Raw genomic sequence first — 12290 nt, 5'->3', positions numbered from 1 at the left:
TGCTCTATATGCAACGCGCACCTCTCTACGCAACACACAGTGCAGGCCGCCCAGACCGCTGTCAAGAGGTCACCCCGGACCGCCGGAAAGCGCACCCCTCGACTGGGCGCCGGCGGCGGCATCCGACAGGCCCAGCGCCGCAACCGCCGGGAAGCAACGTCAGGGCGGGCTCTTGACCGCAGGCCGTCACAGCCGGACCATGTTGCGTATCAATCGCATCGTTGCGTAATGCGCACTCCACTGGGAGGACTCAGTGTCCCTTCGACCGCAGCCCGATCGCGAGTTCGTCCTCACCCTTTCGTGCCCCGACCGCTCCGGCCTGGTCCACGCCGTCACCGGCTTCCTCGTCCGGCACTCCGGGAACATCCAGGAGAGCCAGCAGTTCGACGACCGGCTGCAGGACCGCTTCTTCATGCGCGTGCACTTCGACGTCTCGGATCCGAGTACGTCACTGGAAGACCTGCGTTCCGGCTTCGCTCCCGTGGCGGAGGCGTACCGGATCTCCTGGCAGCTGCACAACGCGTCGACTCCGACGCGCACGCTGATCATGGTGTCGAAATTCGGCCACTGCCTGAACGACCTGCTCTTCCGGCGGAGCACCGGTGCGCTCAACATCGAGGTGCCGGCAATCGTGTCCAACCACCGGGACTTCGAATCGCTCGCGGAGCGCTATGGGATTCCGTTCCACCACGTTCCGGTGACGCCGGACACGAAGGCCGACGCGGAGGCGCGGCTGCTGGAACTCGTCGACGAGCTCGACATCGACCTCGTGGTCCTTGCCCGCTACATGCAGATCCTGTCCAACGATCTGTGCAAGCAGCTCGAAGGCCGGGCGATCAACATCCACCACTCGTTCCTGCCGAGCTTCAAGGGAGCACGGCCGTACGTCCAGGCGCACGAGCGCGGCGTCAAGCTCGTCGGGGCCACGGCGCACTACGTCACCCCGGACCTCGACGAGGGGCCGATCATCGAGCAGGACGTCATGCGCGTCGACCACTCACAGAGCCCCGACACCCTGGTCACCCTGGGCCGCGACGTCGAAGCGCAGGTCCTCGCCCGAGCGGTGGAATGGCACAGCCAGAGCCGGGTCATGATCAACGGCAACCGCTCGGTCGTCTTCCGCTGACCGGTCCGACAAGCTCCGGTGACGCCCCCACAGGGGCACCCACCGAAAATCTTTCAGGGCGACACCTACGTTGACCAATCCACTTATGGTTTCACTATGAGCAACTACGGCACTGAGCCCGCAGGCGCATCCGGCGGCGGAGTGCAGTCCGTTGACCGGGCTGTCTCTGTGCTGGAGATCCTGGCCCAGCGTGGCGAGGCGGGCGTGAGTGAAGTGGCCGCGGCGATCGACGTCCACAAATCCACTGCTTTTCGCCTGCTCGGCGCGCTGGAGGCGCATGGGATGGTCGAGCAGGAGGCCGAGCGCGGAAAGTACCGTCTCGGCTTCGGGATCGTGCGCCTGGCCGGTGCGGTTACGGGGCGCATCGATATCACCAAGTACGGGCGAGGGATCTGCGAGCGTCTCGCCCAGGAGCTGGGCGAGACGCTGAATATCGCGGTACTGGAGTCCCACCACGTGGTCAATCTCGACCAGGTGCGCGGCCCGTCCGCCATCGCCGCGCAGAACTGGGTCGGACGGCTGACGCCACCGCACTGCACAGCGAGCGGAAAGATCTTCTTGGCCCACCTCGACCCGAAGCGCCGCGATGAGCTCATCGCCGAGGCCGGGCTCGCTCGTATGACATCCCGCACGCTGACCTCCAAGGAGAAGCTGGAGGCAGATCTCGCCGAAGCACGGGAGCGGGGCTATGCCATGACGGTGGAGGAATACGAAGAGGGCCTCAACGCGATGGCCGCTCCCGTCCGCTCGCGCGACGGCGAAACCGTCGCCGCCCTCACCGTCTCGGGGCCGGCCTTCCGCCTCACCGAGGAGCGTATGCAGGAGGTCGCACCGGCGCTGGTGCAAGGAGCGGACGAGCTCAGTCACCGTCTCGGCTATCTGGGCTGATCCGTGGCCCCGGGCGGCAACCCCCGGTCAGGGACGCGGACCGGACCGGGCCGATCCGATGCGATGCGATGCGATGCGATGCGATGGCCAGGATGCCGTCCGTGAGCACCCGCTCGTAGGCGCTTAGGCCGGGTGCGGCCAGTTCCACGAAGAAGTCGGCGTCGCCGGACGCCACGTAGCCGCGCCGACCTGCGGGATCGCGGTCAGCGCGGCCTCGACCACCTGCTCAGCCGGTGAGCTGAGCGGCCTCGACCGCCTGCTCAGCCAGTGAGCTGATGAGGCGGCCCAGTGCTTACCGATCCAGCCCCCATTCCGCGGCCGCGTCCAGCAGCCAGTCGGTCAAGTAGCCGGCGAAGGACGAACGGACCAGTACCCAGAATCCGGCCCTGGGCTCGTCCCGGGCGACCAGGACGATCTGGGCCCGGGCGAGGGTGGTCTGGGCGCAACGCCCGGCGCCGAAGGCGCGCGGATGCAGGTCCAGCGAACAGCCGTGGGCCAGGAGGTCGCGGGCGCGGGGGCCCGCGACGAGGAGCGCGGTGCGCTGGGCGGAGACGTCGGTGACGGAGACGGGCTCGTCCTCCACGGCCGTCCGGATGCGGCTCTCCAGGTCGCTCCGGCTGCCGGGCGGGCCCACCAGCAGCCACTCGTCCGGGCCGAGCCACAACGCGGTCAACTCCCCGGCGCGTACGACGGTGTTGGGTTCGAGGGGCAGTTGGAGGTCCAGCGCGAGTCCTACGGCGTCCGCCGCCGCTCCCTTGGCGTCGAGGCGCACATTGAGCTGGGTCAGGAAGCGGAGTTCGGCCAGCCGGACCGCGCCCCCGGAGGCGCGGGTCGCGGCGGCCAGGCGGTCGGCGGCATCCGTCAGGGGACTGCGGAGCGGGACGGAAAGAGCGGTGTCAGCCATCGCGGCGGGCTCCCTCGGGATCGTAGAGGACGGGGCTTGCGACGGTCACCGGGACGAGCCGGTCGCCCACGGGGGCGTAGAGCCTCTCCCCGATGCGCTCCCTGCCGCCCTTGATCAGGGCGAGGGCGAAGGTCCGGCCCAGCGCCGCGCTGCGGTAACTGGAGGTGACGTGGCCGAGCATCGGGACGGGCGGCGCGGGCAGCACGCCGTCGGCGACCAGTTGGGTGCCCTCGGGGAGGAAGGTGCCCGGCTCCTCGGGGAGCAGGCCGACCAGGTGCTTGCGGTCGGCGCGGACGGTGTCGGCACGGGCGTAGGAGCGCTTGCCGATGAAGTCGGGCTTCTTCTTCGACACCACCCAGCTCATGCCGAGGTCCTGGGGGGTGACGGTGCCGTCGGTGTCCTGGCCGATGATGGGGTAGCCCTTCTCCGCCCGCAGGACGTGCATGGTCTCGGTGCCGTACGCGGTGATGCCGTACGGGGCACCGGCCTCGTACAGCGCCTGCCACAGGGCGAGGGCCTCCCACGGTGACACGTTGATCTCGTAGGCGAGTTCGCCGGAGAAGCTGATCCGGCACACCCTGGCCTCGATGCCGGCCACGGTCGTCTCCCGCCATGCCATGAACGGGAAGTCGTCGTTGGAGACGGCCAGTTGGGGCGCGAGCGCGCCCAGGACCTCGCGCGAGCGGGGCCCGACCAGAGCGACGGTGGCCCACTGTTCGGTCACGGACGTGCAGTGGACGCGCAGCTCGGGCCACTCGGTCTGGAGCCACTCCTCCATCCAGTCCAGTACGGCCGCCGCGTTGCCGGTCGTGGTGGTGACCAGGAAGCGGTCCTGGGCGAGGCGGATGACAGTTCCGTCGTCGAAGAGCATGCCGTCCGGGCGGCACATGACGCCGTAGCGGATCATGCCGACCTTCAGGGTGCTCATCATGTTCGTGTAGAGCCGGTCCAGGAAAACGGCGGCATCCGGGCCCTGGACGTCGATCTTGCCGAGGGTGGAGGCGTCCATGAAGGCGACACCGTCGCGGGCGGCGGCGCACTCACGGAGGACGGCGGCCTCCATGTCCTCGCCGTCCTGCGGGTAGTACCAAGGGCGCTTCCACTGGCCGACGTTCTCGAACAGCGCGCCGTGCTCGACATGCCATTCGTGCAGGGCCGTCACCCGGATCGGGTCGTGCAGCGCGCCGCGGTCGCGGCCCGCGAGCGTGGCGAAGGAGACGGGTGTGTACGGCGGCCGGAACGTGGTCGTGCCGAGCGCCGAGATGTCCACACCGAGCAGTTCGGCGACGACGCCGCTGGCCAGGACGCCGGATGTCTTGCCCTGGTCGTTGGCGGTGCCGGCCGTGGTGTAGCGCTTGGTGTGCTCGACCGAGCGCATACCGGCGCCGGTCGCCCGGGCCAGGTCGTCGACGGTGACGTCGCGTTGGAGGTCGACGAAGCGGGGTGCGCCGGAGTCACCGGGGACGACGTACACGTGCATGGGCGGCGTCTGCGGCCGCGCGGCCACGTGCGGGAGGCGGGGGGACTCGGGGGTGTAGCCCCCGGCCTCGATCGCGCGGGCACCGGCGGCCGCACCTTGTGCGAGGACCCGGGCCAGGTCCAGGACGCCGTTCGCGCTGCCCGCGACCTCGACCGCCTGGCGGCAGGTGTCGGGGACGAAGGAGCCCAGCGCCTCGTCGTGGCGCAGTCTGCCGCCCGCCTGGCTGAACAGGTGCGCCACCGGGTTCCAGCCGCCGGAGACCAGCAGGAGGTCGGCGGCGAACTCCCGCCACCCTGTGGGCTCTCCGTACGGGGCGACGGTCACGGCGGTGAGGCGCGTGTCGCCTTCCGTGCCGGTGACCGCGTGCCCGGTCAGCACCTCGATGCCGGCCTCCCGGGCGCGCTGCGCCCACTCCCCCGGTTCGGGGCGGGTGTCGACGATCGCCGTGATGTTCACGCCCGCCGCGCTGAGATCCAACGCCGCCGAGTAGGCACTGTCGTTGGTGGTGAAGACGACAGCATGGCGGCCGGGCAGGACACCGTGGCGGTTGACGTAGGTGCGGGCCGAGGCCGCCAGCATCACACCGGGGCGGTCGTTGTCCGCGAAGACCAGCGAGCGCTCGTGGGCGCCGGTGGCGAGGACGACGCGACGCGCGCGGATGCGCCAGACGCGTTCGCGGGAGACGTTCTCCGGGGCGCCAGCGCCGAGGTGGTTGGTGCGGCGCTCGACGGCGAGGAGGTGGTTGTCGTCGTAGTACCCGAAGACGGTGGTACGGCGCAGCACGCGCACTTCGGGCTCGGCTTCGAGCAGTTCGGCGACCTCCTCCACCCAGTCGAGATGTTCGCCCGTGCCCAGGAGGCTGCCGCCCGGTTCCGGTTGGTCGTCGGCGAGGATGACGCGTGCGCCGCTCTTCGCCGCCGCCGCTGCGGCCGCGAGGCCGGCCGGGCCCGCGCCGACGACCAGCAGGTCGCAGTGGGCGTGTACGGCGTCGTAGCGGGCCGGGTCCGGTTCGGTGGCGAGACGGCCCTGGCCGGGGAGGCTCCTCGCGACCAGGCCGTCGTAGAGCTCGACGGTCGTGGCGGGCAGCATCGGCTCCGGGAAGGGTGCCTCGATCTGGACCACGGCGTTGGGTTCTTCGACGCCGGCCGAGAAGATGCCTCGCGGGCGGCCGAGTTTGATGCTGGTGCCGGCCTGGATGACGCCGTTGGCGAGGAGGGCGGAGGCGAGGGTGTCGCCTCGGTAGCCCTGGTATTCGGTGCCGTCGAAGGTGAAGGTGAGGGGTTCGTCGCGGTGGATTCGGCCGCGGGTGGGCAGGCGGAACGGCTGGTTCTCCTCCCCCACCCCGCCCCTTCCCGAAACCAGGGGGCCCGCCCCCTGGACCCCCGCTGGGGGCTTCGCCCCCAGGCCCCCATCGGCCTGAACGGCCTCGTCCTCAAACGCCGGACGGGCTGGAATCACTGGACGTGGCTCAATCGTGGCCGGACGCTCCTCCCCCGCCCGGTACACCGTCAGGATCTCGTTCGTCGCCGTGTCGCGTACCGCGTTGAACCAGCGGCGGCAGCCCGCCGCGTGGCTCCAGCGTTCGGCGAACGGTCCCTTGGAGTTGTCGCGGAAGAAGAGATAGCGCGCCCACTCCTCGTCGGACAGGGCCGCGGGGTCCTGGGGATAGGGCACGTGTGCCTGGCCGCCGTAGTGGAACTCGGCCTCGTCGCGGGGCCCGCACCACGGGCAGGGGATGAGCAGCATGGTTCGGCTCCCTAGTGGGCCACCGCGGCAGCGCCGTGCTCGTCGACGAGCGCGCCGGTGGTGAAACGGTCGAGCGAGAAGGGGGCGTTGAGGGCGTGCGGGGTGTCGTGGGCGATGGTGTGGGCGTAGACCCAGCCGACGCCCGGCGTGGCCTTGAACCCGCCCGTCCCCCAGCCGCAGTTGAGGTAGAGGTTGTCGACCGGGCTGAGGCCGACGATGGGTGAGGCGTCGGGGCTGACGTCGACGATGCCGCCCCAGGTGCGCAGCACATGGGCACGGGCGAAGACCGGGAAGAGCTCCAGGGCGGCGGACATCTGCTCTTCGATGATGTGGAAGGCGCCGCGCTGGGTGTAGGAGTTGTACGAGTCGATGCCCGCGCCCATCACCAGCTCGCCCTTGTGCGCCTGGCTGACGTACACATGGACCGCGTTGGACATGACGACCGTCGGGTGCACCGGCTCCAGGAGTTCGGAGACCAGCGCCTGCAACGGGTGGCTCTGCAGCGGCAGTTCGATCCCGGCCATGGCGGCGAGCACCGAGGTGTGGCCTGCCGAGCAGAGCGCCACCTTGCCCGCCGCGATCGGGCCCAGTGTGGTCTGGACTCCCACCACCCGGCCACCGACCACGTCCAGACCGGTCACCTCGCAGTTCTGGATGATGTCGATCCCGGCTGCGTCGGCGGAGCGGGCCAGGCCCCAGGCGACGTGGTCGTGCTTGGCGATGCCTGCCCGCGGCTGGTAGGTGCCGCCCAGGACCGGATAGCGCACGTCCTGCGAGATGTTGACGATCGGGCAGACTTCCTTGACCTGCTCAGCGTCCAGCCACTCGGCGTCCACGCCGTTCAGACGGTTCGCCTCCACCCGGCGCACGCTGTCGCGGACGTCCTGGAGGCTGTGGGCGAGGTTCAGCACGCCGCGCTGGGAGAAGAGGATCGGATAGTCGAGCTCGTCCGCCAGTCCCTCCCACAGTTTGAGGGCGTGCTCGTAGATGCCCGCGCTCTCGTCCCACAGGTAGTTGGAGCGGATGATCGTGGTGTTGCGGGCCATGTTGCCGCCCGCCAGCCAGCCCTTCTCCAGCACGGCTACGTTGGTGATGCCGTGGTTCTTCGCCAGATAGTGGGCGGTGGCGAGGCCGTGGCCGCCGCCGCCGACGATCACCACGTCGTACGATCGCTTGGGCTCGGGTGTGCGCCACAGCCAATCGGGGTGTTCCGGGAGTTCGGCGCCGGGGGTTCGGGGACTCATCGGGCGTCTCCTGAAGGACCGGAAAGGTGCGGGTAGAGCGGGTGTTTGGCGGCCAGCGCCTCCGTGCGGGCGCGCAGGGCGGCGGTGTCGGGCTCGGGCTGGAGGGTCAGCGCGATCACGTCGGCGACCTCGGCGAAGTCCTCGTCGGTGAAGCCGCGGGTGGCCAGCGCCGGGGTGCCGATGCGCAGGCCCGAGGTGACCATGGGCGGGCGCGGGTCGAAGGGCACGGCGTTGCGGTTGACGGTGATGCCGATCTCGTGGAGCAGGTCCTCGGCCTGCCTGCCGTCGAGTTCGGAGTCACGGAGGTCGACCAGGACGAGGTGCACGTCCGTGCCGCCGGTGAGGACCTTCACTCCGGCGGCCGCCGCGTCGGCCCGGGTGAGCCGTTCGGCGAGGATGCGGGAGCCGGCGAGGGTCCGGGCCTGGCGTTCGGCGAACTCGGGCGACGCGGCGACCTTGAACGACACCGCCTTGGCCGCGATGACATGCTCCAGCGGTCCGCCCTGCATACCGGGGAACACCGCCGAGTTGATCTTCTTGGCGAGGTCGGCCTCGTTGGTGAGGATGACTCCGCCGCGGGGACCGCCGAGCGTCTTGTGCGTCGTCGTGGTGGTGACGTGGGCGTGCGGTACGGGGTTGGGGTGCAGCCCGGCGGCGACCAGGCCGGCGAAGTGCGCCATGTCGACCATCAGCAGGGCGCCCACCTCGTCGGCGATCCGGCGGAAGGCCGCGAAGTCCAGCTGCCTCGGGTACGCCGACCAGCCCGCGATGATCATCTTGGGGCGGTGTTCCTTGGCGAGGCGTTCCACCTCGTCCATGTCGACGAGGTTGTCCGCCTCGGCCACGTGATACGGCACGACATTGAGCATCTTGCCGCTGTAGTTGAGGCGCATACCGTGGGTGAGGTGCCCGCCGTGCGCGAGGTCGAGACCGAGGATCGTATCCCCGGGCTGGAGCAGCGCGAAGAATACGGCGGTGTTCGCCTGGGCACCGGAGTGCGGCTGGACGTTGGCGAACCCGGCGCCGAAGAGGGACTTGATCCGCTCGATGGCGAGGCGCTCGGTGACGTCGACGTGTTCGCAGCCGCCGTAGTACCGGCGGCCCGGGTAGCCCTCGGCGTACTTGTTGGTGAGGACCGAGCCCTGCGCCTCCAGCACCGCCGAGGGCGCGAAGTTCTCCGAGGCGATCATTTCGAGGGTGGACTGCTGGCGGTGCAGCTCGGCGCGGAGCGCGGCATGGACCTCGGGGTCCAGCTCCGCCAGGGGGGTGTTCAGCGCGTTCATACGGTGTTCGCGTTCCTCTCGGCGGCCTCGACGACATTGGCGAGCAGCATCGCCCGCGTCATGGGTCCGACGCCCCCGGGCATCGGCGCGAGCCACCCGGCCACCTGGGCGGCGTCCGGGTGCACGTCACCGACCAGCCCGTGGTCGGTACGGGTGATGCCGACGTCCAGGACCGCCGCGCCGGGGCGCAGCATGTCCTTGGTGATCAGCCCGGGCGAGCCGGCGGCCGCGATGACGATGTCCGCCTCGCGTACGTGCCAGGCCAGGCCCTTGGTGCCGGTGTGGCAGAGGGTCACGGTGGCGTTCTCGGACTTGCGGGTGAGCAGCAGTCCGATGGGGCGTCCGACCGTGATGCCCCGTCCGATCACGCACACCCGCGCTCCCGCGATCGGCACGTGGTGACGGCGGAGCAGTTCGACGATGCCGCGCGGGGTGCAGGGCAGCGGGGCTTCGACGCCGAGGGCGAGCCGGCCGAGGCTGACGGGGTGCAGGCCGTCCGCGTCCTTCGCCGGGTCCATGCGTTCCAGGACGGCATTGGCGTCCAGGTGGCGCGGAAGCGGGAGCTGGACGATGTAGCCGGTACAGGCCGGATCGGCGTTGAGTTCGTCGATGACGTCCTCGACTTGCTGCTGTGTGGCGTCGGCGGGGAGCTCGTGACGGATCGAGGCAATGCCCACTTGGGCGCAGTCCCTGTGCTTGCCGCCAACGTAGGCACGGCTGCCGGGATCGTCACCGACGAGCACGGTACCGAGGCCGGGCGGCCGACCACCGATGGCGGTCAACTTGGCGACACGCTCGGCGAGTTCACGGCGGATCTCGGCTGCGGTCACCTTGCCGTCAAGGAGTTGTGCGGTCACAGACGGTACTCCTTCCAACTGAGTCGGCACTGAGCGCCCTGAAGGGGCGCGGGGCTGTGTCGATATGCGGCTCCGCCGCGGGGCGCGACCAGCCACAACAAGCCCGCAGCCGATCGACAACCCATCGCGGCACCCCCTTCGGACCGCTCAGCCACGCAGACGGGACATGGTCGGGTCGAACAACGGCTCCTCGGCCACAACCGCCTCGACGCGCTGGTCGAAGTAGCCGATGTGCAGGACGCGGCCGGTGGTGGCGAGGTCCGCCGGAAGCCACACGTACGCGATCCCCTTGCCGATCGTGTAGCCGTAGGCGGCGCTGGTGACATAGCCGACGGGGCGGTCACCGTCGTACACCGGCTCCTTGCCCATGACGACGGCGTACGGGTCGTCGATGGTGAGGCAGGTCAGCCTGCGCCGCACGTCGGTCTTGCGCCGTTCCAGCGCGGCCTTGCCGATGAAGTCGTCCTTCTCCGGCTTGACGGCGAACCCGACCCCGGCCTCGTACGGGTCGTGTTCGTAGGTCATGTCGGTGCCGAAGGAGCGGTACCCCTTCTCCAGGCGGAGGCTGTTGAAGGCGCCTCGGCCGGCCACGATGCCGCCCAGCGGCCGGGCCGCCTGCCACAGGGTGTCCCACAGCTTCTGGCCCAGGTCGGCGGTGGTGTACAGCTCCCAGCCGAGCTCTCCGACGTAGGACAGGCGCATCGCGGTGACGGGTACGGAGCCGATGTGTGCGCGCTTGGCGCGGAAGTACTTCAGACCGCCGGCCGAGAAGTCCGCGTCGGTGAGCGGCTGCAGGACGTCTCGGGCGAGCGGTCCCCACAGGCCGATGCAGCAGGTGCCGGGGGTGATGTCGCGGACCTGGACCGTGCCGTCGGCGGGGAGGTGGCGGGTGAACCAGTCGAGGTCGAGGTTGCCGTTGGCGCCGACCTGGAAGAGGTCGGGGGCCAGGCGGGCGACGGTGACGTCGCTGCGGATGCCGCCGTCGTGGTCGAGGAGCAGGGTGTACGTCACCGAGCCGACGGACTTGGCGACCTTACCGGTGCACAGCCGCTCCAGGAGGTCGGCGGCACCGGGTCCGCTGACCTCCAGACGCTTGAGGGCCGTCATGTCGTACATCGCGACGGTCTCGCGGGTGACCTGCGCCTCGGCGCCGACGATGGGCGACCAGTACTGCGCGGCCCAGTCGTTGGGGGTCGGAATGGAGCGGCCCTCGACGAGGGAGGCGTTGGCCTCGTACCACTGCGGGCGCTCCCAGCCGTTCGCCTCCAGGAAGAAGGCGCCCAGCTCCTGCTGGCGGGCGTGGAACGGGCTCGTGCGGATCGGGCGCGGGTCCCCCGACGGCTGGAGCGGGTGCAGGATGTCGTAGACCTCGACGAAGTTCTGGCAGTCACGGGCCAGTACGTACTCCGGGGCGAGCTGGTGCGGCTCGAAGCGGTTGACGTCGCACTCGTGCAGGTCGAACGACGAGCAGTGGCCGTCGACCAGCCATTCGGCTACGGCGCGGCCCACGCCCGCGGAGTGGGTGACCCAGACCGCCTCCGCGACCCAGAAGCCCTTGACGTCCGGGGATTCGCCGAGGAGGGGCAGGCCGTCGGTGGTGAAGGAGAACAGGCCGTTGATGCCCTCCTCGACCTTGGCCTCCCGGGTGGCGGGGAGCAGTGACTGGGTCTCGGTCCAGGCGTCCGCGAAGTCGTCCTCGGTGAACTTCAGGACGGACGGCATCTCGTCGGCGTCGTCCACGGACAGGATGTCGTCGGCGGAGACCGGCATCGGACGGTGGCCGTAGTAGCCGATACCCAGGCTGTCGAAGCGGTCGCGGTAGTAGAGGTCGGCGTCCTGGTGGCGCAGGATCGGGCGCACCGCCTCCTGCGTCTGGCCCGCCAGCGCCGGTACCGGGCCGGTCCAGGCCAGTTGGTGGGCGAGCGGGGTGAGCGGGAGGTTCATGCCGACCATGCGGGCGATCTTCGGGCCCCAGATGCCGGCGCAGCACACGACGATGTCGGCGGGAATCTCGCCCTGGTCGGTGAGGACGCCGGTCACGCGGCCCTCGCTCCGCTGTACGTCGAGGACTTCGTGACGGGCGAGGAAGCGCACGCCGCGCTCGGTGGCCCGCCGGATCTGCGCCTCGACGGCGAGTACGGCCTTCGCGAGGCCGTCCGTCGGGACCAGGAGGCCGCCGAGGACCTTGTCCGCGTTCACGAGCGGGTGCTGTTCGACGCACTCCTCGGCGCTCAGCAGCCGGCCCTCGATGCCCCAGGCGGTGAGCCAGCCGTGACGGCGGTGGAGTTCCGTGACGCGCTCGGGGGTGGTCGCCACTTCGAGGCCACCGACCTGCAGGAAGCAGGGCTGTCCGTCGACGTCGAGCGAGCAGAACTTCTCGACGGTGTAGCGGGCCAGCTCGGTCATGGTCTTGGAGGAGTTGGTCTGGAAGACCAGGCCCGGGGCGTGCGACGACGATCCCCCCGTGGCAGGGAGCGGGCCCTGGTCGACCACGGTCACTTCGGTCCAGCCTCGCGCGGAGATCTCGTCGGCGAGGGCCGCTCCCACGACGCCCGCTCCGATGATGACCACCCGGGGTCCCGCCATCGCCGCACCTCCGACTTGAAAGCGATCCAGTTGCTGTCTGCGCAACATGGTTCAGGTTGCGCAACTCAATGTGCCCGTCGTGGCGATGAGTGTCAAGGGGTCCACGACGTCGGGAAACGGGCCGAAACGCGGCGGGGCCCGGCAGGCTGCCAGCGCAGCCTGCCGGGCCCCTTCCG

The 12290-nt window shown here is 70.1% G+C and carries 8 protein-coding genes; 2 read left to right on the top strand and 6 right to left on the bottom strand.

Annotated features, from left to right (window positions below):
* Positions 1–253 precede the first annotated feature (253 nt).
* Complete coding sequence (gene purU, locus GAS53_RS51045; RefSeq protein ID WP_151484677.1) at positions 254–1126, top strand: formyltetrahydrofolate deformylase; 873 nt, start codon at positions 254–256, stop codon at positions 1124–1126.
* 96 nt (positions 1127–1222) lie between these two features.
* Positions 1223–2014: an IclR family transcriptional regulator gene (locus GAS53_RS51040; RefSeq protein ID WP_151484676.1), complete on the top strand. Its 792-nt coding sequence runs from the start codon at positions 1223–1225 to the stop codon at positions 2012–2014.
* A gap of 292 nt (positions 2015–2306) precedes the next feature.
* Here GAS53_RS51040 and GAS53_RS51035 read toward each other — a convergent pair whose 3' ends face one another.
* The 6 genes from GAS53_RS51035 to GAS53_RS51010 form a co-directional block, all read right to left on the bottom strand.
* Complete coding sequence (locus GAS53_RS51035) at positions 2307–2918, bottom strand: sarcosine oxidase subunit gamma (RefSeq protein ID WP_151484675.1); 612 nt, start codon at positions 2916–2918, stop codon at positions 2307–2309.
* The gene (locus tag GAS53_RS51030; protein WP_151484674.1) at positions 2911–6144 is read right to left on the bottom strand and encodes a sarcosine oxidase subunit alpha family protein; all 3234 of its coding nucleotides are present in this window, start codon (positions 6142–6144) and stop codon (positions 2911–2913) included. The genes GAS53_RS51035 and GAS53_RS51030 overlap by 8 nt, the downstream gene beginning before the upstream one ends.
* 11 nt (positions 6145–6155) lie before the next feature.
* Positions 6156–7388, bottom strand: coding sequence for a sarcosine oxidase subunit beta family protein (locus GAS53_RS51025; protein ID WP_151484673.1), 1233 nt, complete (start codon positions 7386–7388; stop codon positions 6156–6158).
* Positions 7385–8671, bottom strand: a complete 1287-nt coding sequence (glyA, locus tag GAS53_RS51020) for a serine hydroxymethyltransferase (RefSeq protein WP_151484672.1) — start codon at positions 8669–8671, stop codon at positions 7385–7387. The genes GAS53_RS51025 and glyA overlap by 4 nt, the downstream gene beginning before the upstream one ends.
* Positions 8668–9528, bottom strand: coding sequence for a bifunctional methylenetetrahydrofolate dehydrogenase/methenyltetrahydrofolate cyclohydrolase (locus GAS53_RS51015; RefSeq protein ID WP_151484671.1), 861 nt, complete (start codon positions 9526–9528; stop codon positions 8668–8670). The genes glyA and GAS53_RS51015 overlap by 4 nt, the downstream gene beginning before the upstream one ends.
* Positions 9529–9675: 147 nt before the next feature.
* On the bottom strand, positions 9676–12114 hold the full coding sequence (locus GAS53_RS51010) for a GcvT family protein (RefSeq protein ID WP_151484670.1): 2439 nt from the start codon (positions 12112–12114) through the stop codon (positions 9676–9678).
* Between the last annotated feature and the right edge of the window lie 176 nt (positions 12115–12290).

Origin of the sequence: Streptomyces albicerus (assembly GCF_008905045.1) — a bacterium.
Classification (GTDB): domain Bacteria; phylum Actinomycetota; class Actinomycetes; order Streptomycetales; family Streptomycetaceae; genus Streptomyces; species Streptomyces albicerus.
The sequence above is the reverse complement of the archived record's forward strand: the minus strand, read 5'-3'. Positions and strand labels throughout refer to the sequence as shown.

Bases quoted from the DNA above. Each gene is read 5' to 3' on its own strand.
- GAS53_RS51030 (WP_151484674.1), bottom strand. From the start codon at position 6,144: ATGCTGCTCATCCCCTGCCCGTGGTGCGGGCCCCGCGACGAGGCCGAG.
- glyA (WP_151484672.1), bottom strand. From the start codon at position 8,671: ATGAACGCGCTGAACACCCCCCTGGCGGAGCTGGACCCCGAGGTCCAT.
- GAS53_RS51035 (WP_151484675.1), bottom strand. From the start codon at position 2,918: ATGGCTGACACCGCTCTTTCCGTCCCGCTCCGCAGTCCCCTGACGGAT.
- GAS53_RS51040 (WP_151484676.1), top strand. From the start codon at position 1,223: ATGAGCAACTACGGCACTGAGCCCGCAGGCGCATCCGGCGGCGGAGTG.
- GAS53_RS51025 (WP_151484673.1), bottom strand. From the start codon at position 7,388: ATGAGTCCCCGAACCCCCGGCGCCGAACTCCCGGAACACCCCGATTGG.
- GAS53_RS51010 (WP_151484670.1), bottom strand. From the start codon at position 12,114: ATGGCGGGACCCCGGGTGGTCATCATCGGAGCGGGCGTCGTGGGAGCG.